At 67.7% G+C, this 22,895-nt stretch carries 22 protein-coding genes; 11 read left to right on the forward strand and 11 right to left on the reverse strand.

All coding sequences use genetic code 11. The features are described from left to right. Positions 1 to 29: 29 nt before the first annotated feature. Positions 30 to 650 (forward strand): hypothetical protein, encoded by a 621-nt coding sequence (locus tag ACW176_RS09410; protein WP_492111757.1) that lies wholly within the window; start codon positions 30 to 32, stop codon positions 648 to 650. 92 nt (positions 651 to 742) lie between these two features. Continuing rightward, positions 743 to 1,243 (forward strand): nuclear transport factor 2 family protein, encoded by a 501-nt coding sequence (locus ACW176_RS09415; RefSeq protein WP_492111758.1) that lies wholly within the window; start codon positions 743 to 745, stop codon positions 1,241 to 1,243. A 34-nt stretch (positions 1,244 to 1,277) separates the two neighbouring features. On the opposite strand, the gene ACW176_RS09420 is transcribed toward ACW176_RS09415, so the two are convergent. From ACW176_RS09420 to ACW176_RS09440, 5 genes are all read right to left on the reverse strand, one after another. Continuing rightward, positions 1,278 to 1,571: a hypothetical protein gene (locus ACW176_RS09420; protein ID WP_492111759.1), complete on the reverse strand. Its 294-nt coding sequence runs from the start codon at positions 1,569 to 1,571 to the stop codon at positions 1,278 to 1,280. A gap of 781 nt (positions 1,572 to 2,352) precedes the next feature. After that, on the reverse strand, positions 2,353 to 4,206 hold the full coding sequence (locus ACW176_RS09425) for a response regulator (protein ID WP_492111760.1): 1,854 nt from the start codon (positions 4,204 to 4,206) through the stop codon (positions 2,353 to 2,355). Beyond that, the gene (locus ACW176_RS09430; protein WP_492111761.1) at positions 4,199 to 4,756 is read right to left on the reverse strand and encodes a heme NO-binding domain-containing protein; all 558 of its coding nucleotides are present in this window, start codon (positions 4,754 to 4,756) and stop codon (positions 4,199 to 4,201) included. The genes ACW176_RS09425 and ACW176_RS09430 overlap by 8 nt, the downstream gene beginning before the upstream one ends. Positions 4,757 to 5,243: 487 nt before the next feature. Then, positions 5,244 to 7,511 carry an excinuclease ABC subunit UvrB gene (gene uvrB, locus ACW176_RS09435; RefSeq protein WP_492111762.1) on the reverse strand — a complete coding sequence of 756 codons (2,268 nt, stop codon included), beginning with the start codon at positions 7,509 to 7,511 and terminating at the stop codon, positions 5,244 to 5,246. 90 nt (positions 7,512 to 7,601) lie between these two features. Next, entirely contained in the window at positions 7,602 to 8,879 is a 1,278-nt protein-coding gene (locus tag ACW176_RS09440; protein ID WP_492111763.1) for a flagellin N-terminal helical domain-containing protein, read from the reverse strand. Between the two features lie 309 nt (positions 8,880 to 9,188). On the opposite strand from ACW176_RS09440, the gene ACW176_RS09445 reads away from it, so the two are divergent. Continuing rightward, entirely contained in the window at positions 9,189 to 9,821 is a 633-nt protein-coding gene (locus ACW176_RS09445) for an NAD(P)H-dependent oxidoreductase (RefSeq protein WP_492111764.1), read from the forward strand. A gap of 54 nt (positions 9,822 to 9,875) precedes the next feature. On the opposite strand, the gene ACW176_RS09450 is transcribed toward ACW176_RS09445, so the two are convergent. Next, on the reverse strand, positions 9,876 to 10,481 hold the full coding sequence (locus ACW176_RS09450; RefSeq protein WP_492111765.1) for a hypothetical protein: 606 nt from the start codon (positions 10,479 to 10,481) through the stop codon (positions 9,876 to 9,878). 112 nt (positions 10,482 to 10,593) lie between these two features. Here ACW176_RS09450 and ACW176_RS09455 point away from each other — a divergent pair, with 112 nt between their 5' ends. Both ACW176_RS09455 and ACW176_RS09460 read left to right on the forward strand, forming a co-directional pair. Further along, positions 10,594 to 10,923 (forward strand): PadR family transcriptional regulator, encoded by a 330-nt coding sequence (locus ACW176_RS09455; RefSeq protein WP_492058212.1) that lies wholly within the window; start codon positions 10,594 to 10,596, stop codon positions 10,921 to 10,923. Between the two features lie 14 nt (positions 10,924 to 10,937). Continuing rightward, positions 10,938 to 11,933, forward strand: a complete 996-nt coding sequence (locus ACW176_RS09460) for a hypothetical protein (RefSeq protein WP_492111766.1) — start codon at positions 10,938 to 10,940, stop codon at positions 11,931 to 11,933. A 4-nt stretch (positions 11,934 to 11,937) separates the two neighbouring features. On the opposite strand, the gene ACW176_RS09465 is transcribed toward ACW176_RS09460, so the two are convergent. After that, positions 11,938 to 12,147 carry a hypothetical protein gene (locus ACW176_RS09465; RefSeq protein WP_492111767.1) on the reverse strand — a complete coding sequence of 70 codons (210 nt, stop codon included), beginning with the start codon at positions 12,145 to 12,147 and terminating at the stop codon, positions 11,938 to 11,940. A gap of 386 nt (positions 12,148 to 12,533) precedes the next feature. On the opposite strand from ACW176_RS09465, the gene ACW176_RS09470 reads away from it, so the two are divergent. Beyond that, on the forward strand, positions 12,534 to 13,673 hold the full coding sequence (locus ACW176_RS09470; protein WP_492111768.1) for a cell wall hydrolase: 1,140 nt from the start codon (positions 12,534 to 12,536) through the stop codon (positions 13,671 to 13,673). On the opposite strand, the gene ACW176_RS09475 is transcribed toward ACW176_RS09470, so the two are convergent. Both ACW176_RS09475 and ACW176_RS09480 read right to left on the reverse strand, forming a co-directional pair. Next, positions 13,633 to 14,451 carry an SDR family oxidoreductase gene (locus tag ACW176_RS09475; protein WP_492111769.1) on the reverse strand — a complete coding sequence of 273 codons (819 nt, stop codon included), beginning with the start codon at positions 14,449 to 14,451 and terminating at the stop codon, positions 13,633 to 13,635. The genes ACW176_RS09470 and ACW176_RS09475 overlap by 41 nt on opposite strands. A 111-nt stretch (positions 14,452 to 14,562) precedes the next feature. Continuing rightward, positions 14,563 to 14,742 carry a YegP family protein gene (locus ACW176_RS09480; protein ID WP_419254254.1) on the reverse strand — a complete coding sequence of 60 codons (180 nt, stop codon included), beginning with the start codon at positions 14,740 to 14,742 and terminating at the stop codon, positions 14,563 to 14,565. 102 nt (positions 14,743 to 14,844) lie between these two features. Between ACW176_RS09480 and ACW176_RS09485 the strand changes: the two genes are divergently transcribed. The 3 genes from ACW176_RS09485 (at position 14,845) to ACW176_RS09495 (ending at position 18,579) form a co-directional block, all read left to right on the forward strand. After that, the gene (locus ACW176_RS09485) at positions 14,845 to 15,417 is read left to right on the forward strand and encodes a DUF1003 domain-containing protein (protein ID WP_492111770.1); all 573 of its coding nucleotides are present in this window, start codon (positions 14,845 to 14,847) and stop codon (positions 15,415 to 15,417) included. A gap of 1,138 nt (positions 15,418 to 16,555) precedes the next feature. Next, positions 16,556 to 18,148, forward strand: a complete 1,593-nt coding sequence (locus tag ACW176_RS09490; protein ID WP_492111771.1) for a flavin monoamine oxidase family protein — start codon at positions 16,556 to 16,558, stop codon at positions 18,146 to 18,148. A 2-nt stretch (positions 18,149 to 18,150) separates the two neighbouring features. Beyond that, the gene (locus tag ACW176_RS09495; RefSeq protein ID WP_492111772.1) at positions 18,151 to 18,579 is read left to right on the forward strand and encodes a c-type cytochrome; all 429 of its coding nucleotides are present in this window, start codon (positions 18,151 to 18,153) and stop codon (positions 18,577 to 18,579) included. Positions 18,580 to 18,589: 10 nt separating this feature from the next. On the opposite strand, the gene ACW176_RS09500 is transcribed toward ACW176_RS09495, so the two are convergent. Continuing rightward, the gene (locus ACW176_RS09500) at positions 18,590 to 19,531 is read right to left on the reverse strand and encodes a GlxA family transcriptional regulator (protein WP_492111773.1); all 942 of its coding nucleotides are present in this window, start codon (positions 19,529 to 19,531) and stop codon (positions 18,590 to 18,592) included. 78 nt (positions 19,532 to 19,609) lie between these two features. Between ACW176_RS09500 and ACW176_RS09505 the strand changes: the two genes are divergently transcribed. Beyond that, positions 19,610 to 20,296, forward strand: a complete 687-nt coding sequence (locus ACW176_RS09505; protein ID WP_492111774.1) for a DJ-1/PfpI family protein — start codon at positions 19,610 to 19,612, stop codon at positions 20,294 to 20,296. A gap of 208 nt (positions 20,297 to 20,504) precedes the next feature. After that, positions 20,505 to 22,199: an alpha/beta hydrolase family protein gene (locus ACW176_RS09510; RefSeq protein WP_492111775.1), complete on the forward strand. Its 1,695-nt coding sequence runs from the start codon at positions 20,505 to 20,507 to the stop codon at positions 22,197 to 22,199. 3 nt (positions 22,200 to 22,202) lie between these two features. Here the strand turns inward: ACW176_RS09510 and ACW176_RS09515 are convergent, their stop codons facing one another. After that, positions 22,203 to 22,850, reverse strand: coding sequence for a DsbA family oxidoreductase (locus ACW176_RS09515; RefSeq protein ID WP_492111776.1), 648 nt, complete (start codon positions 22,848 to 22,850; stop codon positions 22,203 to 22,205). Positions 22,851 to 22,895: the final 45 nt, after the last annotated feature.

Consider the following 22,895-nt stretch of genomic DNA (forward strand, 5'->3'; position numbering starts at 1 on the left):
TGAAGGTCCCGACACGCGAGGGACCTGTGATGGCCGATTCGATCGAGACGATGATCGACCGCCTGCGCCATCTGGAGGACCAGCTCGAGGCGGCCTTCGCCGCCCGGGCTGGAACCCATGGCCTGGACCTGAAGAGCGGCAAGCCGCGCTTCGACCCCGAGGTCCGGGCCAGCCAGCGCAGCCACAAGCGCCGCATCGACGTCTTCAAGACGCCGTGGCCCACCCTGCTGACCATGCCGCTGATCTACGGCATGGTCATCCCGATGGCCCTGATGGACCTGGCCGTCAGCGTCTACCAGCTGGGCTGCTTCAGCGCCTGGGGCATCGAGCGGGTCCGCCGCCGCGACTATGTGGTCATCGACCGCCACCGGCTGAGCTATCTGAATCCGGTCCAGAAGCTAAACTGCGTCTATTGCGGCTATGGCAACGGCGTCATCGCCTATGCCCGCGAGATCACCGCCCGCACCGAGCAGTACTGGTGCCCGATCAAGCACGCCCTCAAGGTCAAGGGCAGCCATGAGCGCTATGCCGCCTTCCTCGACTATGGCGACGCCGAGGGCTTCGTGAAGAGCTCGGCCGCCTATCGCGAGCGGCTGAAGAAGGCCAAGGCCGCCGCCGACGCCAGACAGTCCGAGACCGGCGTTCCTTAAGCCGGTTTCATGACCGGGAATTCACGGGACACCTGAGGCCGGGCGGGACACTCAAGGGACGCGTCGCGAGGACGCCGAGGAGTCCGCTTTCGATGCTCATCTCCGTCCTGATCGCCGCCCTGGCCCTGGCCCTGGCCCCTGCGCCCGCGCCGTCCGTCGAGGTTCCCCCGCCGCCGGCCCTGAACCTGGCCATAGCCGAGCGCGACGCCAGGCTGTTTAGCGTGATGTTCGACCAGTGCGACCCGTCGGCCCTGGCCGATCTGGTGACTCCGGACATGGAATTCTATCACGACAAGGGCGGGCTGATGGCCCACGACGCCTTCCTGGCCGACTACGCCGCGAGCTGCGCAACCAAGCAGGCCCCCGACGCCTGGCGCTCGCGCCGAGCGCTGTCAGCCGGCACGATGAAGGTCTATGCCATCCCCGGCTTCGGCGCGGTCGAGGAGGGCAGCCACGCCTTCTACGAACGCAAGGGCTCCGGCCCCGAACGCCTGGCGGGCACGGCCCGGTTCTCGATCCTGTGGAAGCTGGAGCCCGACGGCCGCTGGCGCATGGCCCGCACCTTCAGCATCGACCACGCAGCGGCGCCTTAGGGGACTCCAGGTCCTTCCTCAGGAGGCGGAGGACCTAGTCCATCCCGATCATCAAGATATCCATCGCCGCCCGCTCCATGGCGATCAGCCACTCGGCCCGTACCTGCGCCAATTGGCGCGCCTCGTCAGCCTGGCGGGCCTGGACAGCGGCGTCGGCCGGGCCGGCGGCGCGACGTCTGCGCGGCGAGGCCGCGTTGCGGCGGACGGGCTGAGGGCGCGCGGCGCCGGCCACGGCCTCGGCCGCCCATTGCGTTCGCAAGGCGTCCAGCTTTTGGGTCATGTCCAGATGCCAGGCGGTGACCTTGGCGTCGCGTGAGGTGTCGGTCATGGGTGTCTCCGAGATTGTCTGCGGGCGCGCCGGAATAGGCGCACGGCTTCGCCGCCGCGCCGGATCGCGGCGCGGGTGAAAACGGGAGAGGCGCGGGGCGTCCGGACCGCGTCCGGAGCTGTTGTGTTGAGTGTACCGTTTCGACGAAGCCTGACGCCCCGCGCGGTCGTTATCCCTCTGGCCGGGGTGCGCAGGCCTGGTTCAGCCTTTTGCCCCACCCGGGTTTTGTCCTGCCTCGCGACGCACCCAGCCGTCAGGCTGCGGCAACGCCGATTCCGGAGGAACCCGGAGCGAACCTTCGGGCGGGCGGGGGTCCTCCGACGGACCTCCCGATAGGCGGGTTTACGTCACCCGCCCTCCCATCAAGCCGGCCGGTCCCGCATCACGCGACTCCGGCGGCCCCGCTCGACCGCATTCCCGCCGCGCGTCTCGGGCCGGATCCAAGAGCCCTCTCCCTCGCGACGGGATGAGGAAATTATGCGGCAGGTTTGAGCGCGTCTGATGGGCGCGATCAATTTTTCTGCAGGGCGTTGAAAGGGTTGGGGTTTGTGGCGGCGGGCGCGGGGATGGACGGGGCGCTATGCCCATTGTCTTCCCTTCTCCCCCTGCGGGAGAAGGTGGCCCGAAGGGCCGGATGAGGGGTCGATAGCCCTGTCGGACCATCACCCAGCCTGACCGCCCGACGCGGCGGCCCTCGCCATCAACCCCTCACCCGACCCGCTGCGCGGGCCACCCTCTCCCGCATGGGGAGAAGGGAAGGGTCACCGCGCCAACCGCCAGCCTAGCGCGCGGCCGCCATTTCCTGGACGGCGGAGAGGATGCCGAAGAGTTCGGAGACGATGATCGGCTTGGCCAGGACACCGTCGACCCCGGCCTCGTGGTAGCGCACCAGGTCGTCCTCGAACACATTGGCGGTCACCATGACGATCGGCGTCAGGCAGGCCTTGGTCGACAGGGCGCGGATCGCCCGGGTGGCGGTGACGCCGTCCATTCTGGGCATGTTGGCGTCCATCAGGATCAGGTCGAAGGGCTCCTGCTGCACCGCCTCCACCGCCGCCTGACCGTCATCGACGATCAGGGCCTCCAGCCCCACCTGGGACAGCAGCAGCTGCAGAACGCGCTGGTTGGCCGGATTGTCCTCGGCGGCCAGAATGCGCAGCGCCAGGGCCGGCATGGACGCGGCGGGGGCGGGTTCGGACGTCACCCTGGCCGGCTCGGCGGGAAAGTCGAACCAGAAGCGGCAGCTGCCGGCGGCCCGGGATTCAGCCTCCGAGTCGCAGCCGATCTCGCCGCCGAGCGCCTGGATATTGGCGGCGCAGATCGCCAGTCCCAGACCCGCGCCGCCGATCTCGCGACCCAGGCGGGCCTGCTGAAAGGGCATGAACAGCTGGTCCCGGTCATCGGCCGCGATGCCCTCGCCGGTGTCGCTCACCTCGACCAGCATCCGGTCGGCCGCGCCCACGGACGGGCTGACCCGCACGTGGATGGCGCCGCCGGCGGGGGTGAACTTGACGGCATTGGAGATCAGGTTGGTGAGGGTCTGCTCGATCTTGCCGGGGTCGCTGATGATCCTGTGGGACGCGGGCAGGGCGGAGACGTCCAGGGTCAGGGACAGGCCCCTGATCGAGGCCGGGGTCCGCCACAGGTCGAAGACGTCGCGGGTCATTTGCACGAGGTCGAACTCGGTCTGGGCGACGGCGACGACCCCGGATTCTACCCGCGCGAAGTCCATGACGGCGTTGAGCAGGCGCAGCAGCATGCCGCCGGAGCGGCGGATGCCGTCGAGGTGATCGCGCTGCTCGGCGTCCAGCGCGGTGACCGCCAGGGCCTCTGCAAGGCCGAGGACGGCGTTGAGCGGCGTGCGGACCTCGTGGCTGGTGACGGCCAGCAGCTGGGTCTTGGCGCGGCTGGCCGACTCGGCCGCATGCAGCAGCCGCTCGAGGTCCTGCTTGGCCAGGGCGGCGGCCGTCGCGGCCCGGTTGCGCTCGACCGCCCGGCCGAGGATGGCGCCGATTTGGTCGAGGAATTGGAGGGTGTCGGGGCCGGGATCCCTGGCGACAGCCTGACCAAATTCGATGATGGCGGCGACCTCGTCGCCGACCATTACGGGCAGGGCGACGGCGGCGGCGAGGCCGCTGGCCCGGCCGGCCCGGCTGCGCGGAAAGGCAGGGTTGTTCTGGCCCTTCGCCCACAGGGCGCGGGCCTGGGCCAGGACCAGACCGGGCAAGCCGCGGCCCTCCTCGAACTCCAGGGCCTGGGTGGCGGCGATCACGGGCGCGGCGTCGATGGTGCTGGCGATACGCCAGATTTCGGAGGGCCTGAGCCTGCGCGTTCCGTCAGGCCTGCGCTCGACGAACTGGACATGGCCCACGGGCCAGCCGGTGAAGACGCAGATCTGTTCCAGCGCCACCTGCAGGACGTGCTCGAGGTCCTCGCTCTTGTTCGCCTCGATGGCGAGGTCCGACAGGACCCGCATCTGCTCCCTCTGCCGAAACAGGTTCAGGGTCTCGCGCTCGGCGATCACCTCGGCCTCGCGCCGCGCCTGGCTTTCGCGCTCCAGCCGGCGCTCCAGGCGAGCGATCCGTTCGAGGAGCGTCGCAGAGGGATTGGCCGTGGGCGCGAGGGATCTAGGCATGGACCGGCGGGTTGAGGGGCCAGGCGATGCGGAACGTGCAGTGCGGATCGCCCCGATCGGTACAGGTCAGATGCTGAAAGTCGATGTCCTCGCCGAAATGGCGGGCCGCACCCTCGGTGAAACCCTGGGCCAGGGCGCACATGCGGCGGGGCGAAAGATAGCCCATGTCCATGCTGTCGCCTGGGGCGTTCTGGATGTTGAAGTGCGGACATTCCGCCCCGACATAGAGCTTGCGCACCTCGGCATGGATGATGTCGTTGATACCCTCCAGGAAAGTCCGGGCGCCGGCATGGCCTTCGAAGAACACCGGATAGGCGCTGGCCAGATGCGGCATGGCCTGCTGTCCGAACCAGCGCAGCACAGCCCCGCGATCCAGGCCCAGCCGCTCGCAGGCGGCCGCGACCAGAGCCTCGAGTTCGGCGTCGTCATAGTTGCCGAGCGAGGTGTAGGCGCCGGAGGCGCAGGCTTGATCTATCAGGTCGTCCCAGACGTCATCGCCATGAGCCTCGGTGACCACGGCCTGCAGGAGGTTGAAAATCACGCCCTTCATATGGCCAGCCCCTTCATGGATCGCCTGTTGTAGCGTCAACACATAGGCCCGGGCCTGGCGCGACGATCGGGAGGTGGCTGGGCCGCCAACGGCTATCGTCCGGCCTTCCGACTGTTGAGAGTCAAGTTAGCGCAACAAAATACGAAAAACGATTGCCTTAACATGACTTTAATGGGTCATTTTGTCGCACAAATCATCTTGGGTGTAAAGCTCCAAGTCAGTAAACGGTCGGATGCATTTCAATTCGTGACAGAGTTAAAAAGAATTATTCAAACATATCTGGAATCAAGCAGATTAGAAGTATTGGCGCAGCTTTACCCCGTGTGAAGCGCGATCTTCCCCCGGAGGGGGAAGGTGAGGTGCGGTAGATGCTCCCCCTCTGGGGGAGCTGTCGCGGAGCGACTGAGGGGGCTCGCTGGGCGAACGCCGCGCTGGCCCCCTCCGGGCCCTTCGGGCCGTCCTCCCCCTGAGGGGGAGGATCTCAACCCTAAAGCCGGCTCTTCCGGAACGCCTCGGCCTGTTCGGCCCGCAGCTCGGCCCGCACCCGCTTGGGCATGGCCTTGTCCACCGTCTCGCCGGCCCCGGTGAGGATCTCGTTGGCGAATTCCAGGTCCATCATCTTCATGCGCTTGATCTCGTCGCGCAGGCGGGCGGCGGTCTCGAACTCCAGGTTGGAGGCGGCTTCGCGCATCTTGGCCTCCAGGTCCTTGAGGGCGGCCTTGAAGTTGTCGCCGGTGAAGGGCTTTTCGACGTCGCCCTCGTGCAGGCCGCCGATCGGCACGGTGACGCGGTCGCCGCGCTCGAACGGGCTGTTGAGGATGTCCTTGATGTCGCGCTTGACGCTTTCGGGCGTGATGCCGTGTTCGATATTGTAGGCGTGCTGTTTCTCGCGGCGGCGGCTGGTCTCGCCCATGGCCCGCTCCATGCTGCCGGTGATCCGGTCGGCATAGAGGATGACCTTGCCGTCGATATTGCGCGCCGCGCGGCCGATGGTCTGGATCAGGCTGGTTTCCGAGCGCAGGAAGCCTTCCTTGTCGGCGTCGAGAATGGCGACCAGGCCGCATTCGGGGATGTCGAGGCCCTCGCGCAGCAGGTTGATGCCGACCAGCACGTCGAACTTGCCCAGCCGCAGGTCGCGGATGATCTCGATCCGCTCCAGGGTGTCGACGTCGGAGTGCATGTAGCGCACGCCGATGCCCTGCTCGTTGATATATTCGGTCAGGTCCTCGGCCATCTTCTTGGTCAGGACGGTGACCAGCGAGCGATAGCCCTTCCTGGCCGTCTGGCGGATCTCGTCGATGACGTCGTCGACCTGGGAGGCGCCGTCCTTGCTGACCGGGCGGACCTCGACCGGCGGGTCGATCAGGCCGGTGGGGCGGATGACCTGCTCGGCGAAGACGCCGCCGGCGCGCTCCAGTTCCCACGAGGCCGGGGTGGCGCTGACATGCACCGACTGGGGCCGCATGGCGTCCCATTCCTCGAACTTCAGCGGGCGGTTGTCGAGGGCGCTGGGCAGGCGGAAGCCGTATTCGGCCAGGGTCCATTTGCGGCTGCGGTCGCCCTTGTACATGGCCCCGATCTGCGGAACCGTCTGGTGGCTCTCGTCGGTGAACAGCAGGGCGTTGTCGGGGATGTATTCGAAGAAGGTCGGCGGCGGCTCGCCGGTCTGGCGGCCCGACAGATAGCGGCTGTAGTTCTCGATGCCGGCGCAGGAGCCGGTGGTCTCGATCATCTCCAGGTCAAAGGTGGTGCGCTGCTCCAGGCGCTGGGCCTCCAGCAGCTTGCCGTTCTCGTACATCCAGGCCAGGCGCTCTTTCAGCTCGGCGCGGATCTCGATGATCGCCTGGCGCAGGGTGGGGCGCGGCGTGACGTGGTGGCTGTTGGCGTAGACCTTGATGCTGGGGAGGTCGGCGGTCTTCTTGCCGGTCAGCGGGTCGAACTCGGCGATGGCCTCGACCTCGTCGCCGAACAGGCTGATGCGCCAGGCGCGGTCTTCATAGTGGGCGGGGAAGATCTCCAGCGTGTCGCCCCGGCGGCGGAACGTGCCGCGCTCGAAGGCGGCGTCGTTGCGCTTGTACTGCTGGGCCACCAGGTCGGCCATCAGCTGCTTTTCATTGACCGTCTGGCCGACCTCCAGGGTGAAGGTCATGGCCGTATAGGTCTCGACCGAGCCGATGCCGTAGATGCAGCTGACCGAGGCGACGATGATCACGTCGTCGCGCTCGAGGATCGCCCGGGTGGCCGAGTGGCGCATCCGGTCGATCTGCTCGTTGATGGAGCTGTCCTTCTCGATATAGGTGTCGGTGCGCGGCACGTAGGCTTCGGGCTGGTAGTAGTCGTAATAGCTGACGAAATATTCGACCGCGTTCTCCGGGAAGAAGCTCTTCATCTCGCTGTAGAGCTGGGCCGCGAGGGTCTTGTTGGGGGCCAGGATCAGGGCTGGACGCTGGGTGGCCTCGATCACCTTGGCCATGGTGAAGGTCTTGCCCGAGCCGGTGACGCCCAGCAGCACCTGATCCTGATCGCCGTTGCTGAGGCCCTGCACCAGCTCGGCGATGGCGGTCGGCTGGTCGCCGGCGGGCGAGTATTCCGAGACGAGCTTGAACGCCCGGCCGCCTTCCGACTTGGCGGGGCGTTCGGGCCGGTGTGGCGTCCACAGCACCGGCATGACGCCCAGGACGCCGTCAGCGTTCGAGACGTCCATGACGAAGGGCGTGGAGACGTCTGAAACGCCGGTATCCGGGGTGCTGGGCATGGTCAGAAGGTAAGGGCGGCGGCGGTCGATGGCTAGGGGCGCTGCTGACGCCTGATGTCAGCAGGCTGGCGGCAGGTGGCGGCAGTCGGCCTAGCGGAACAGGTCGGCCAGCCAGCGCGGATAGGCGTTGGCGATCGACAGGGCGGTCACGGCCAGGGACTGGCGGCTCTGGGCCGCTTCCAGCCGGGCGCTTTCCTGGGGCAGGTCAGCGTCGACCAGATTGCCGACCCCGGTCTCCAGGGTGTCGGCCAGCTGGCCGGTCTGGGCGACCAGCCTGTCAAAGGCCTCGGCGCGCTGGCCGAAATAGACGGCGGCCTCATTGGCCTTGGTCACGGCGATGTCGATGCTCTCCAGCACCCCGCCCGGTTGGCTCCAGTCGATCCGGTCCAGCCCCAGGGCGTTCAGGGTCATGGCCTTGGACGAGACGCTCTCGGCCTCGCCGTCGGTCCCGGAGACGAAGGCGTAGTTCAGCGGGGCCGAGACCAGCACCCCGGGCACGACGGTGGAAGAGGTCGCCGCGACGGGGCGGGGCGAGGCGAGGGCGCGCAGTTCCACGCCGGGCACCGCCCAGGCCGTGCCGCTGGCGCTGCCGTTCTCGTTGAACCGGAATTCCAGATTGCGGCCGGCCGCCGGGTGATAGTCGAAGCTGAGGATGTTCTGGCCCGAGACGGCGGTTCCGGCCCCGACCCCGGCGCCGGCGGCGACATAGGCCCGGCCGGTCGCCGCGACGCGGGTCCCGCCCTGCCAGATCTCCAGCACGTCGGGCACCGAATAGGCGTCCAGATAGAGATCGACCCGCCCGGACGCCGTGCCCCCGTCACGCACCACGGTCTGGGAGGCGACGCCGGAACTGGGCGCGATCGACCCGCTCAGCGAGGCCGGCGTCAGGGCCGAGGGCGTGGCCGCGCCATAGCTGCTGGAGGTGTAGGTGACGGTGGTCGGCACCTGCTTGTCGGCCAGGGGGCGCTTGCCGTCGAACTCGGCCTGCAGGGCGGTGCGTTCAATCTGGTCCTGCAGGGCCTGGATATCGGCGCGCAGGGCGTCCTGGGCGGACGTCGACAGCGAGGTGTCGCGCAGGGCCACCGCCTTCTCGCGCGCCTTGGCCAGCAGGTCGACGATCTGCTCGGCGCCGGCCGAGGCCACCTGCAGCAGCGACTGGCCGCGACCCAGGCTGTCCTTGACCGTCCCCAGGGCGCTGACCTCGCTGCGCATGCGCACGCCCACGCCCCACAGCGCGCCGTTGTCCTTGGCCGAGGCGATGCGAAGCCCCGTCGCGATACGGGTCTGGGCCGTGATCAGCGTCTTGTTGGCGGCGTTCAGCGCCTGCGCCGCCAGGGCGGCCCATCTGTTGGTCAGAATACTGGTCAAGACGCGACGCTGGTGTTCCGTGGGCTTTTCAGGTCCAGGCGGTCGGCCGGGAACCCAGTTCAAGCGATCTGGACCTTGGCCCGGCCAAAACAGAGACGCTGGCGTCTTTCATGGCGTGATTCTGCAATCCACCTAGAGATGCGCGTCGAGTTTGCCGCCGGAATGCGGCGGTGAGCGAAAATCCCGCAACGGGGCGGGGCATCGTCTGTCAGGCGCTGAAAAATTCAGGAACCGCACCCGTTGCGGTTTTGGTGGTGCGCCGCCAAATGGGGTTATCGCCGCGCCGTTGCGGCCTATCGAGGGTTCCCCGTGCTGCTTGAAAAGCTGAACTGGCGCTACGCCACCAAGAAGATGGATCCGGCCAAGGCCGTGTCGGACGACAAGGTCGAGCGCATTGTCGAGGCTGCGCGCCTGGCCCCGACCTCCAGCGGCTTGCAGCCGTTCGAGGTCTATGTGGTGACCAACCCCGAGGTGCGCGAGAAGATCAAGGCCATCGCCTGGAACCAGGCCCAGATCACCGACGGCTCGCACCTGCTGGTGTTCGCCGCCTGGGATAATTACACGGCCGACCGCATCAACCACATGTTCGACCTGGTCAACGAGGTCCGGGGCATCCGCAACGAGGGCTGGGAGAACTACCGCCAGATGCTGCTGGCCTCCTATCCGCAGCGCGACGCCCAGCTGAACTATGAGCACGCCGCCCGTCAGGCCTATATCGCTGTCGGCCTGTCCCTGGCCCAGGCGGCCTTTGAAGAGGTCGATGCGACGCCGATGGAGGGCTTCGATCCGGCCTCGCTGGACGAGATCCTCGGCCTGCGTGAGCGCGGCCTGCGCTCGGTGGTCATCATCCCGCTGGGCTATCGCCAGCCCGAGGGCGACTGGCTGGTCAATCTCGAGAAGGTCCGCCGTCCGCGCGACCAGTTCGTGACCGACGTGAAGTAGGCCGGCCGGCGCAGGCGGCGCTTCGGTGCCTCGCCTGCGCCCCGGTTGTCCGGCTCAGCCGCCGACGCGGGTCAGCGTCGAGCGGTTGCGCTGGATCCAGGCCTCGGCGGCGTCGTCGAGGAAGTCGACCTCCTTCAGGGTGGTCATCCGATCGCCGTCACGGACGGTGGTCACGCGCAGGCGGGCCGGACGGTCGTCATCGCGGCTGTCTGTTTCGGCGATGATCGTCCAGTGGCTGGCGTCGACCGCCGGCGCGGCCAGGCGCAGGGCGCTGGTCTCGAGGCTGGTCTCGCGGCCCTCGCGGAAGCTGGCCGAGGTTTCCTTGCCGGTGGCCGTATCCAGCAGGTCCACCGTGGTGATGCGCACATTGCCCACCTTGGGGCCGTCGTCGAAGTCGGCCTTGCGGATCAGGGTGACGCCGTCGCCGCCGTCCTCGATCCGGACCTTCATCGGAATGCCAAACCAGCGGTCGGCCTGATAGTCGCGATATTCCAGCTTGCCCTCCCACGCCCCGACCGTGGCCAGCCGCAGGGCGGCGATGTCGAGCGGGGCCTGGGCGGCGGCCGGGACGCCGGAGAACGCCAGGCTGGTCGCCAGCAGGGCGAAGAGGGTGCGGCGGTGCATGGTCTGGATCTCCTGGCCCGACGGGGCGAGCTTCACCCGGATATACGCCGCCAGCGAACATCGGGATGCGGGCGATTGACTCTCAGTTCACTGTGCGCCACACAGTGTGCGTCACACACCATGTGGCGCACACGATACGGCGCACACCATGCCCAGCGATACGGACATCTTTGAGCAGCTCCGCCAGGAGCTTCGGCGCGGAACCCTGATCCTCGCCGTCCTCGCCCAGCTGCGGGTCGAGCGCTACGGCTACAGCCTGCGCCAGGCGCTGGCCTCGGTGGGCGTCGAGATCGACGAAGGCGCGCTCTATCCCATGCTGCGCCGGCTGGAAGGGCAGGGCCTGCTGACCAGCGAGTGGCGCGAGGAAGACAAGCGCAAGAAGCGTTTCTACCGCCTGTCGAGCGAGGGCGAGGCCGTGCTGGCCCGGCTGGCCGACGAATGGCGCTCCATCAACGACACCCTGCAACCCCTGCTCTGAGGAGAGGACGGATCATGGATCTGCTCGACCGCTATCTGGGCGCCATCGCCGCCCTGCTGCCCGCCGGCCAACGCCAGGACATCGTCGCCGAGCTGCGCGACGTTCTGATGAGCCGTATCGAGGAGAAGGAAGCCCAGCAGGGCCGCCCGCTCGACAAAAAGGCTCTCGAAGCCCTGTTTCGCGACTTTGGCCATCCCCTGGCCGTGGCCGGCCGCTACGGACCCCAACGCGCCCTGATTGGGGTGGAGCTCTACCCCTTCTACATTTTCGCGGTGAAGGTGGCCCTGGCCATCGCCCTCGTCGTCGGCGTCATTCCTGCGGTGGTCCAGGGCCTGACGGGAGCGCATGGCGGCATGGCGGGCATTCCCAGCCGCGTGATCCACGACTTTATTCCCACAGCCCTGCAACTGATCGGTGTGATCACCATCATCGGGGCGATGGTTGAGCGCGGCTGGATCAAGACCGGCGACTTTGGCCAGTGGAGGGTCAGCGACCTGCCGCACATCTCGACGAAGAAGTCGTGGTTCCGCACCACCCGCTTCGAGGCCCTGTTCGAGGTCATCTTCATGACCTTCTTCGCCCTGTGGTGGGCCGGCGTCGTGGACTTTCCCGGCAGCCGGGGGCCGTTTGGCCACGACGGCGAACTGCAGATCACGCTGGCGCCGATCCTGACCCAGTTGCACACGCCGATCCTGCTGCTGGCCATCGGCCAGGCGCTGTCCGGCCTGATCCTGGTGATCCGCCCGGCCTGGATCAGGCCGCGGGCGGTGGCCGAGATCGTGCTGTCGATCGCCGGCATCGTCCTGGCCTATGCCCTGTGGCGCGAGATGCCGCTGGTGATGTTCGCCGGGCCGGGCGCCTCGGCCGAGGACTTCGTGACCCTTCGCCATGTCGCCGACCATACCTTCAGGATCGTCGCTGTGATCGCCGCCGCCGTCTGCGCCGGCAAGATCCTGATCGAGGGCTGGCGGTTGCTGCCGCCGGCCCGGGACGGATCCCGGGCCGGTTGAAGCCCTAGTTCTTCGGCTTGGCGGCGGTGTCGACCACCGCCCCGACCCCGGCTCCGACGACCGCGCCGACCGGTCCGGCGACCACCGCGCCGGTCATGGCGCCGGTCGCCGCCCGCTGCTCCATATTGTGGCCGCAGGCGCTGAGAGCCAGGGCGGAAAGCGAGGCCAGGGCAGCGAGGGAAAGGGTCCGGCAGGCACTGGGTTTGGGGGGCATGGCGCGCTCCTCTTAGACGGTATTTGTCTGGCTTGAGTAACGACGCTCGATGGCTTGGCGTTCCCTGAATCAAGGGGTTTAGAACAGTCCGATCAATGCTTCGCGCTGCGGCAGAGCAGCGATTTTTTTCACTGTCGGGTTTTTCTAGCGAATCAAGGCGTTAACGATCTTGACTGCGGCCAATGGGCCCAGATTCAATGCTGCACTGCGGCATGTGCTTGCGACTCGAGCGCATATCGTTCATAAGCCCGTCATAAGTGGGTTTTCGGCCATATCGTGAAACGGCCGAACCCCCGCTTCTGGGACTGCCCGACAGTAAGATTTCCGGGTTCTCAGAAGTGATTTTGTCGGGGGGCGGTTCGCCCTCGCCGCGCAGGACACGAGTTTTGTATATCAAGTCGCAGACGCGCGCAGATGCGCGCGCGCTGGTCGGCGCCGTATTGGTCGGGTCCGCTACGGGCCTGGCTTTGGGCGCCGTTTATCTGGCGGGTGGGCTTGCCCAGACCGCCAGCCAGCACGCCCGTGTTACACGCCTTGCAGACGGCGCCTCGGAGGGCTTCTCCGACGTCGCCCTGATGAATGCCGCGTCGCGTATGGACCAGGGCGCGCTCGCCGTGGCCCGTCGTCACGACCCCTACACCGTCGCGGGCGCCGCTCAGCGCGACCGCCAGATTTCCCTGCTGGTCGCACGTCTGGAGAACCGCCGAGCCGATGCTTCGGTTCCCCGCAGTGGTCCTCTCATGCTGCGCGCCAGCTATGGCGGCCCGTTCAATCCGGCCGCTTCGCCCTTCCGCCTTGGCAATGTGCTGGAGAGCTCGCGCGAGCTCGATTGCCTGGCCGAGGCCGTCTATTACGAAGCCCGTGGCGAGACCCCCAGCGGCCAGGCCGCCGTGGCCCAGGTGGTGCTGAACCGCGTCCGCCATCCGGCTTTCCCGAAATCCATCTGCGGCGTCGTCTTCCAGGGCGCCTATCGCAAGATCGGCTGCCAGTTCAGCTTCGCCTGCGACGGCTCGATGAACCGGGGCCGCGAACGCGGCGCCTGGAGCCGGGCCCAGAAGATCGCCTCGCGCGCCCTGAGCGGGGCCGTGATGAACGAGGTCGGTTCGGCCACCCACTTCCACACCACCGGCGTCGCGCCGGGCTGGGGTCCGCGCCTGCTGAAGGTCGCCCAGGTCGGCATGCACGTCTTCTACCGCTTCGGCGGTCGGGCCGGCGCGCCGGGCGCGTTCTCGTCGACCCCGCGTCCCTCGACCCTGGACGACATGCCCAACGCCCCGGAAATCGCCGGCATCACCGCCGACGGCAAGCCGATGAGCGGTCTGGGGAGCGGTCTTGGCGGCGTCGTCTATGCCGCCAACGCCATCGCTGCGCCGGCCGCCCAGGCCGCGCCGGTCGGCAACGGCATGGGCGGCCCGCTGGGTCAGCTGACCGAGCCGGCTTCCGCGCCGGCCAAGCCAGTGGTCGACAAGAGCTCGGCCGACGGCGTCAGGACGACATCAGCGGCCGCGAGCGCAGCTGCTTCCTGACGGAGCCGGGCATGTGGCTGCTGGCGAAGCGCATCTGCTTGGCCCGCTTGCCCACCATGTAGTGCAGGTCCTTGCCGGTCGCTGACTTGAACACCACCTCGGCGGCGTCCTCGACGGGATAGACCTCCAGCCCGCCCTTTTTCAGGGCGTCGGACATGTTCTCGTTGCTGCCCGCCGCCCCGGCGTTGAGGATCGGCGTCTCGATGAACCACGGCATCACGCAGGCGACGCTGACGCCGTGCTGGGCGTATTCGACGTCCAGGGCCTCGGACAGGCCGCGCACCGCGAACTTGGTGGCGGAATAGACCGCCAGCTTGGGCGAGCCATAGAGGCCGGCGCAGGACGCCACATTGATCAGCCGCCCGCCGCCAGCCTTCAGCAGCGGCAGGCCGGCCCGCGCGCCGTTGACCACGCCCTTGATGTTGATGTCGATCTGCAGGTCGCAGTCGGCTTCGCTCAGTTCTTCCAGATTGCCGAACCGGGCGATGCCGGCATTGTTGAGCAGGGCGTCCAGCTTGCCGCCGGTCATCCGCCCGAACTCGCCCAGGGCGTTGTCCCAGGCCTGGCGGTCGCGGACGTCCAGCTTGAACGTCGCGCCATTGGCGGGGCCGATGGCCAGCAGGGCGGCTTTCAGGCCTGCGGTGTCGATGTCCGACAGGCCGACGAACCAGCCCGCAGCAACGAAGCGCTTGGCGCTGGCCAGGCCGATGCCGCTGGCGGCGCCGGTGATGAAGATGGTCTTGCGGCCCTTGGCAGCAACGTCAGCATTGGCGCTCATCGGCGATCCTCCCCTTATTTGTTATCAGCGATCAGACGCCGAGGACGGGGAGGGGTCAAGACCCGCGCCCACCCAGGAGGTGCTCGGGGGGCGCGGGCGCAAAGGCGCGGATCAGTCGGTCTGGTCGTCGGTTTCGGCCTCGGGGCCGTTCTTCTTGAAGGATTCGATGGCGTTCTTGGCCGAGGCCTTCGACGAATAGCCCTCGGTCGAGAACATCACTTCGCTGTTGTAGACGAAGTTGACGCGGAACTCGCCCGCCTTGTCCTTCTTGATTATGAACTTGTAGGCCATGGGTGTCTCCAGCGCGGGATAGGGTGCGTCGGCGTCGCGACGGCTAGACCGTGACTTGCCGCTGGCGCGTGTGTCAATCGAGATGGGCTCGGGAGAATGTGAATGAATATTGACGACCGTCTGGATCAGCTTTCCCGTCAATTGCTCTCGGTTGCCTATGACGACCTGACCGACGTCCAGAAGAGCGTCATCGACCTGATCTGCGACGAGGCCCCGACCGGCCTGAACAAGACGCTGATCAATGACGATCGCACCTTTTGGGACCGGCTGGCCGACTCCGTGGCCAAGGTGGGTGGATCGTGGGCCTTCATCGGCGGGTTCAGCGCGGCGCTGATGGCCTGGATCGCGCTGAACGTCGTGCTCAAGCGCTTCGATGTGGCCTTCGACCCCTATCCCTTCATCTTCCTGAACCTGCTGCTGTCGACGGTCGCGGCCCTGCAGGCGCCGGTGATCATGATGAGCCAGAACCGCCAGGCCCTGAAGGACCGCCAGAACGCCGAGCACGACTATGTCGTCAACCTGCGCGCCGAGCTGGAGATCATGCACCTGCACGCCAAGCTGGACGCCCTGCGCGAGCGCGACATCGCCCAGCTGAGCCGCCACAACGCCGAGGCCCTGGCCCGGCTGGAGGCGCAGGTGGCGGTTCTGACGCGCCGGCTGGAGGCGAGGGGGTAGGGGCGGCGGGCGCCCTTTGTGCTAACCGGGGCCGACAATGTCTCGCGGCTGCGATCGGAATGTCCGGATCCGGCGCCTGTGCTGATGGCTGGGCGCGACTCGTTGCGGACATTTGAGCCTGAGCAGACAATCCGACCGGCCTTGGCTTCAAGGCGGCTGTCAGGGGGCAGGAGTGCGGATATTTCTCTGGCTACTAGCGGCGATGTTTCTCGTCATTGGGTCTGCAGGCGCGTGGGTGGCATGGTGGCCCCACAGCGATCTCACAAAAGCTGGACTACACACTGAGGTCGGCGAACTGACATCCGGGAGTAGGTTCGGCCTACGTGTTGGAATGCACTGGCGGGAAGCCGACCAAACCATTCGATCTCAGTTCGAACCTACATATGTGTTGTGGTGGGTCGGCACTGAGGAAGAGAAGGCTCGTGGTGCTGGCGATTATCCGTCATCCCCGGTGCTATCGGGACGCAGCGAAGTCTCCTATCGCGACACGTCGTGGAGAAACGGGGTGATCACCCTCGACCTGAACGATGGCGTCGTAACGGAGGTACATTGGTGGTTCGGCGGGCCATTTTATATTGACCTCTAAAAGCCGCGTTGTGTCCTCGATAACGTCCGCAATCCACCCCTCGCGGCCCGTCGAAAGGTCCGCTTCACGGCCTCTGACCTCGTCCACAAAATCTTGTCATCCCGGCCGTAGCGAAGCGGAGCGCCGGGACCCAGGGGCAACCGCGATGCGCCGGCTCTTGGCTCCCGGACAGCTTCCGCAAGCTTGGGGTGAAACAGACTGGTTTCAGGTGACGCTCCCGATAGGGAGCCCTTGGTCGACGCCGTGCGGCCGCCCATAGGTCCCGGCGCTCCGCTTCGCTGCGGCCGGGATGACAAGAGTGTGTTGGCGGTGGGGTGTTTCTGTTGTCGGGTTTGATCACAGCTAGTGCTCCCCGCCCGCCCGCCCGCCCGCCCTCCATGCGCAGCGCCGGCTGCATACTTCCTGCGCACCCCCGTTCCCAGGGCGCCCCAAATGGCTGACGCCTCGCCATTGATCCCCTGCGACCTCACATCCCCCGCGCCAAGCCGCCCGAGTCCTCGTTAGCTCGATCCCGACAGCCGCCGGACGGGCGGCGCGAGGGGATTTCGTCGGATGGAACTGGGCGCACGAACACCCACAAGGCGACAGCTGCTGTCCGCCATCGCCGCCGTCGGAGGCACGGCGGCGCTGTATCAGGCCATGACCACCCTGGGCCATGCGGCCGAGACGCAGTTCGCCGGTCCGCCCAACCTGGCCGGGGCGCGCAAGGGCGCTTCGGTGATTGTGCTGGGGGCGGGCCTGGCCGGCATGCTGGCGGCCCACGAGCTGACCAAGGCCGGCTACAAGGTGCAGATCCTCGAATATCAGGACCGGGCCGGCGGCCGGAACTGGTCGCTGCGCGGCGGCGACACCTATACCGAGCTGGGCGGGGCCACCCAGAAGGTCGGCTATGCGCCGGGCAACTATTTCAACCCCGGACCCTGGCGCATCCCGCACCATCACAAGACCCTGCTGCACTATTGCAAGTCGTTCGGCGTGGCGCTGGAGCCGTTCATCCAGTTCAACCACAACACCTGGATCCACTCGTCGCAATCGTTCGGCGGCAAGCCTGTGCGCTTCAAGGCCGCGGCGGCCGACTTCGAGGGCAATGTCGCCGAGCTGCTGGCCAAGTCGGTCAACCAGAACGCCCTGGACCAGCAAGTCACCCCCGAGGACCGCGAGCGCCTGCTGGAGGCCCTGAAGGGCTGGGGCATGCTGGACAAGGACTACAAATACGCCTCGAACCTGCGCTCGGCCTCGCACCGGGGCTATGACCGCCCGCCCGGCGGCGGGATCAACGGCGCGCCGATCCCGTCGGCCCTGTATGATTTCCACGACGTGCTGGACCCGCAGGTCTGGACCTCGATGGCCTTCTTCATGGGTCACGAGATGCAGACCACCATGTTCCAGCCGGTCGGCGGCATGGACATGATCGGCAAGGCCTTCGCCAAGCAGGTGGAAGGGTTGGTGAGATACAATGCCAAGGTCAGCAAGATCGCCCAGGACGACAAGGGCGTGGCCGTCACCTATGCCGACACCAAGACGGGCAAGGTCTCGACGGCGGAAGCCGATTGGTGCGTCTGCACCATCCCGCTGTCGGTGCTGGGCCAGATCGACACCCAGGTCACCGACGAGATGATGGCCGCCATCAAGGCCGTGCCCTATTCGGGCCAGGTCAAGATCGGCCTGGAGATGAAGCGTCGCTTCTGGGAGGAGGAGGACTCCATCTATGGCGGCCACAGCTTCACCGACCAGGAGATCGCCCTGATCTCCTATCCCAACAGCAACTTCTTCGGCGACGGCCCGGCCGTGCTGCTGGGGGCCTTCGCCCGCGAGATGGGGGCCTATCGGCTGGCCGGCATGACGCCCGAGCAGCGGATCGAGGTGGCCCTGCAACAGGGCTCGGTGCTGCACCCGGCCAGCTATCGCAAGGAGTTCGCCAGCGGCGCCTCGGTGGCCTGGAGCCGCGTGCCGTGGGCGCTGGGCTGCTGCGCCCGCTGGACCGAGGAGACCCGCAAGGAGCACTACCAGACCCTGGTGGGCATGGACCGCCGCATCGTCCTGGCCGGCGAGCACGCCTCCTATGTGGGCTGCTGGATGGAGGGGGCGCTGCTGTCCTCGATCGACGCCATTACTCGCCTGCACAAGCGCGCCCTGGAGGCCTGAGCATGACCGTTCGTCTTTCCTCCGCGATCATCGTCGGCCTGCTGGCCATCGCCGCGCCCGCTGTCGCCCAGACCCCGGCGGGCGGCGACACCGGCGGCGGCGTGGTTCGCGTCGCCAAACCGGTTACGGGCCAGCAGGTCTATGAGGCCGTCTGCCAGGCCTGCCACATGGCCGACGCCAAGGGCGGCGTGGGCGCGGGGACCATCCCGGCCCTGGCGTCCAATCCGCGTCTGGCCGGGGCGGCCTATCCGATCTCGGCCATCGTCCTGGGCAAGGGCGGCATGCCCAGCCTGGCGGGACCGCTGGACGATGCGCAGATCGCGCAGGTGGTGACCTATATCCGTACCAGTTTCGGCAACGCCTACCCCAAGCCGGTGACGGCGGCGGATGTCGCCAGGATCCCCCACCCGGCGCGGGGCGGGGGGCACTAGGCTTTCCCGCCTAGCCGGCCTTGGCCGTGCGTCGCAGCGACTGGGGCGGCTGGCCGAACGCCCGGATGAAGGCGCGGCGCATGCGTTCCGGATCGCCAAAGCCGGTCTCCAGGGCCACGTCTTCGACCTGCAGCGGCTGGCTGTCCAGCAGGGCGCGGGCGGCCTCGACACGCAGGCGTTCCACGGCCTTGGCCGGGGTGACGCCGGTCTCTGCGGCGAACAGGCGGGCGAAATTGCGCGGGCTCATGGCGGCGCGGTCGGCCAGCTGCTCGACGCTGAGGCTCTCGGCCAGGTTCTCGCGGGCCCAGGCCATGACGGCGTCAAAGCGCCCGGCCTTCAGGTCGATCAGCGCCGAGAACTGCGACTGGCCGCCAGGGCGGCGGTGATAGACCACCAGCTGCTGGGCCACCCGGCGGGCCACGGGCTCGCCCTCGTCGGCGCCGATCAGGGCCAGGGACAGGTCGATACCGGCGGTGATGCCGGCCGAGCTCCAGATCATGCCGTCCTGGACGAAGATCCTGTCGGGCTCGAGCTTGATGGCCGGATAGCGCTTCTGGATGTCTTTCGTCCGGCTCCAGTGGGTGGTGGCGCGCTTGCCGTCCAGCAGGCCGGCCTGCGCCAGGATGTAGGTTCCCGAACAGACGCTGGCGACGCGGCGGGCCGTCTTGGCGGTGTCACGCACATAGGCCAGGGTGGCCTCACAGATCGCGGGCCCATGCACCCCGTCGCCGCCCGAAACGATCAGCGTGTCCAGCGGCGGCGCGTCAGCCAGGGCGGTGGTGGCGACGGCCATGCCCGAGGAGCTGGCCACCATGCCGCCGTCCCGCGACAGGAACGCCAGCCGGTAAGCCCCCGGCGAGAACCGCGCGGCGATCTCGAACGCGGCGATCGGGCCGGTGGCGTCCAGCAGCTGGAAGTCCGGAAAGACCAGAAAGCCGATCGTGCGGGGCATGGCGGAATCCGAGGGAATTATGTCATTTCAGCCAGACGCTAGGCGCGGGATGATGCGGCGTCAATCACGGAGGCGTCGATGACCCAGACCCAGCCCCTCAACATCGTCTTCGCCCTGTTTCCGGGCGTCACCCATCTGGACTTCACCGGTCCCCACCAGATCCTATGCCGCCTTCCCGGCGCGAAAGTCACGGTCGCCTGCCTCGATGGCGGCGAGATCGAGGCCGATGGCCTGATCTTCGCGCATCTGCCGCGCCTGACCGATGTCGAGGCGTGCGACGTGCTGGTGGTGCCGGGCGGGTTCGGGACCACCGAAGCCATGGCCAATCCGGCCTTTCTCGACGAGATCCGCCGCCTGGCCTGGGGCGCGCGCTATGTGACCTCGGTCTGCACCGGCTCGCTGGTGCTGGGCGCCGCAGGCCTGCTGAAGGGCAAGCGGGCGGCCTGCCACTGGGCTTGGCGCGACCAACTGGCCTTGTTCGGCGCGATTCCTGATCCGGCCCGCGTGGTGCGCGACGGCAAGGTCTTCACCGGCGGCGGGGTCACGGCCGGGATCGACTTCGCCCTGACCATCGCCGCCGAGATCGCCGGCGAGGACGTGGCCCAGGCCATCCAACTGGGCGTCGAGTACGCCCCCGCGCCGCCGTTCAATTCGGGGCGCCCGGAAACCGCGCCGGCCAAGGTGCTGGAGCGGGTGCAGCGGATGTACGGCTCCGGCATGGCCGAGCGTTTGGCGGCGGCCGAGAAGGCCGGCGCGCTGGTTTGATCTCGAAATTTTGCTTGTCATCCCGGCCGTAGCGCAGCGGAGCGCCGGGACCCAGGGGCCAATGCAATGCGGTCGCCCCTGGGTCCCGGACAGCCTCTGCGAGGCTTCCGGGATGACAAGTTGAGGTTGGTCCGGATTCGACATTCCCCCATCCTCCTCTACCTTCCCCCCAAAGCCGGCGATCGACCGGCGCGGGGGAGGGGATGTCATGCGCAAGCCATGGCTGTTGTTCGTGCTGGGTTTGGTGCTGGTGCTGGGCGGAAGCGCGCTGGCCTGGAAGGTCCAGACGGCGGGCGGGATCAAGGTCACCGAGGTGACCTTCGCCGGGACGGGCGGCACGCCGATGAGCGGCCTGCTCTACACGCCCCCCAACGCCACCGCCGCGACGCCGGCCCCCGGCGTGCTGGCCGTGCACGGCTATATCAATTCCCGCGAGACCCAGAGCGGCTTCGCCATCGAGTTCGCCCGGCGCGGCTATGTGGTGCTGGCCCTCGACCAGACCGGCCATGGCTATAGCGGCGGGGCGGCGTTCTCGAACGGCTTTGGCGGTCCCGATGGCCTGAAATACCTGCGCAGCCTGCCGACCGTCGATCCCGCCAATATCGGCCTGGAAGGCCACAGCATGGGCGGCTGGACGGTGCTGGCCGCCGCCGCGACGATGCCGGACGCCTACCGGGCGGTGGTGCTGGAAGGCTCGTCCACGGGCAAGCCGTTCGCCGCCGACGGCTCGCCCGCCTGGCCGCGCAACCTGGCCCTGGTGTTCAGCCAGTATGACGAGTTTTCCAAGCTGATGTGGGGCGTCGACCGGGCCAAGGACGTCACCGGCAGCGCCAAGCTGCAGGCCGTGTTCGGGACGACGGCGCCGGTCCAGCCGGACAAGGTCTATGGCTCGATCGCCGATGGAACCGCCCGGGTGCTCCACACCCCCGCCACCACCCATCCCGGCGACCACATCTCGCCCGCCGCCATCGGCCACGCGCTGGACTGGTTCGCCCTGACCCTGAAGGGCGGAACGCCGCGCCCGGCCAGCGACCAGATCTGGATGTGGAAGGAAGTCGGCACGGGTGTCGCCCTGGTCGGCGCCGTCGTGCTGCTGCTGGGGACGTTCCAGGCGCTGCTGACCCTGCCGCTGTTCAAGGCCCTGCGTCAGCCGATCCAGCCCACCGTCGCCCGCCGCGACGGCGGCTGGTGGCGCGGCGTCGCGATCACGGCCCTGCTGCCGGCCCTGACCTACTTCCCGTTCTTCATCCTGGGCATGGTCGCCCTGCCGCCCAATGCCATCCTCAAGCAGGGGATCACCAACCAGGTCCTGACCTGGGCTGTGCTGACCGGCCTGATCACCCTGGGTCTGGCCGCCCTGGGCAAGCGCGATAGACCGGCGTTCAGCCGGTCCTGGCGACTGTCTGTGCTGATCGGCATCCTCAGCGTGGGCGTGGTCTATGGCGCTTTGGAGCTTGTCCATCGCCTGTTCCTGGTCGATTTCCGCTTCTGGGTCGTGGCGCTGAAGCGTCTCAGCCTGGCCCAGGCGGATCAGGTGCTGGTCTATGTGCTGCCCCTGACCCTGGCCTTTGGCGTCACCCTGCGCACCCTGCTGGCCCGCATCCCGGTGGCGGGCGAGAGCAACCTGGCCCGCTATGCCGGCGCCGTGCTGGCGCTGAGCGGGGGCTTTGCCCTGCTGCTGGCCCTGGACTATGGCGCGCTGTTCCTGACCGGCCGCCTGCCCACGGCCTTCGACCCGCTGTCGACCGTGGTGGCCATTCAGTTCCTGCCGTTGACCGCCCTGATGGCGGTGATCGGGGTCTTCACCTGGAAGCGCACCGGCGGCTATGCGACGGCGAGCGTGATCTGCGGCCTGCTGCTGACCTGGTACATGGTGGCGGGGACGGCGACCCAGGTGGTGTAGGGCTCAGGCCTCGGCGGCGATCTGGCGGAGGGCCTTCTCGAAATACTCCGCCGGCTGGCCGCCCGAGATCAGGTAGCGGTCATTGATGATCACGGCGGGGACCGAGCTGATGCCCGCCGTGTGCCAGGCGCGTTCGGCGTCGCGGACCTCCTGGGTGTATTGGCCGGAGGCCAGCACGTCGCGGGCCGCGGCGCCGTCCAGGCCGGCCTTCTGCGCGGTCGCCACCAGCACGTCATGGTCGGCGGGGCTGAGGCCATCGGTGAAATAGGCGTCGAACAGCGCGCGCTTCAGGGCCTTCTGGCCGCCCACTATGCCGGCCCAGTGCAGCAGGCGGTGGGCGTCGAAGGTGTTGTAGATGCGGCTGGTCTCGCTGGTCTTCATCGTGAAGCCTACCGAGGCCGCACGCTCGTGGATGGCCTTGCGGTTGGCGGCCGACTGCTCCGGCGTCGCGCCATATTTCTCGGCGATATGCTCGACGATGTTCTGACCTTCGGGCGGCATGTTGGGATTGAGCTCGAAGGGCTGGAAATGGATCTCCGCCTCGACCAGATCCCCCACGCGCTCCAGCGCCGTCTCCAGCCCGCCCAGGCCGACGATGCACCAGGGGCAGGACACGTCGGAGACGAAATCGATCTTCAGCGGCTTGGTCATGGGCGAGGTCCTGGCGGGTAGGCTTCAGATATAGGCGCGGGCGCT

This window comes from Caulobacter sp. FV1ye13L (assembly GCF_058681155.1).

Bases quoted from the DNA above. Each gene is read 5' to 3' on its own strand.
- ACW176_RS09410 (WP_492111757.1), top strand. From the start codon at position 30: ATGGCCGATTCGATCGAGACGATGATCGACCGCCTGCGCCATCTGGAG.
- ACW176_RS09415 (WP_492111758.1), top strand. From the start codon at position 743: ATGCTCATCTCCGTCCTGATCGCCGCCCTGGCCCTGGCCCTGGCCCCT.
- ACW176_RS09420 (WP_492111759.1), bottom strand. From the start codon at position 1,571: ATGACCGACACCTCACGCGACGCCAAGGTCACCGCCTGGCATCTGGAC.
- ACW176_RS09425 (WP_492111760.1), bottom strand. From the start codon at position 4,206: ATGCCTAGATCCCTCGCGCCCACGGCCAATCCCTCTGCGACGCTCCTC.
- ACW176_RS09430 (WP_492111761.1), bottom strand. From the start codon at position 4,756: ATGAAGGGCGTGATTTTCAACCTCCTGCAGGCCGTGGTCACCGAGGCT.
- uvrB (WP_492111762.1), bottom strand. From the start codon at position 7,511: ATGCCCAGCACCCCGGATACCGGCGTTTCAGACGTCTCCACGCCCTTC.
- ACW176_RS09455 (WP_492058212.1), top strand. From the start codon at position 10,594: ATGCCCAGCGATACGGACATCTTTGAGCAGCTCCGCCAGGAGCTTCGG.
- ACW176_RS09460 (WP_492111766.1), top strand. From the start codon at position 10,938: ATGGATCTGCTCGACCGCTATCTGGGCGCCATCGCCGCCCTGCTGCCC.
- ACW176_RS09465 (WP_492111767.1), bottom strand. From the start codon at position 12,147: ATGCCCCCCAAACCCAGTGCCTGCCGGACCCTTTCCCTCGCTGCCCTG.
- ACW176_RS09475 (WP_492111769.1), bottom strand. From the start codon at position 14,451: ATGAGCGCCAATGCTGACGTTGCTGCCAAGGGCCGCAAGACCATCTTC.
- ACW176_RS09480 (WP_419254254.1), bottom strand. From the start codon at position 14,742: ATGGCCTACAAGTTCATAATCAAGAAGGACAAGGCGGGCGAGTTCCGC.
- ACW176_RS09485 (WP_492111770.1), top strand. From the start codon at position 14,845: ATGAATATTGACGACCGTCTGGATCAGCTTTCCCGTCAATTGCTCTCG.
- ACW176_RS09490 (WP_492111771.1), top strand. From the start codon at position 16,556: ATGGAACTGGGCGCACGAACACCCACAAGGCGACAGCTGCTGTCCGCC.
- ACW176_RS09495 (WP_492111772.1), top strand. From the start codon at position 18,151: ATGACCGTTCGTCTTTCCTCCGCGATCATCGTCGGCCTGCTGGCCATC.
- ACW176_RS09500 (WP_492111773.1), bottom strand. From the start codon at position 19,531: ATGCCCCGCACGATCGGCTTTCTGGTCTTTCCGGACTTCCAGCTGCTG.
- ACW176_RS09505 (WP_492111774.1), top strand. From the start codon at position 19,610: ATGACCCAGACCCAGCCCCTCAACATCGTCTTCGCCCTGTTTCCGGGC.
- ACW176_RS09510 (WP_492111775.1), top strand. From the start codon at position 20,505: ATGCGCAAGCCATGGCTGTTGTTCGTGCTGGGTTTGGTGCTGGTGCTG.
- ACW176_RS09515 (WP_492111776.1), bottom strand. From the start codon at position 22,850: ATGACCAAGCCGCTGAAGATCGATTTCGTCTCCGACGTGTCCTGCCCC.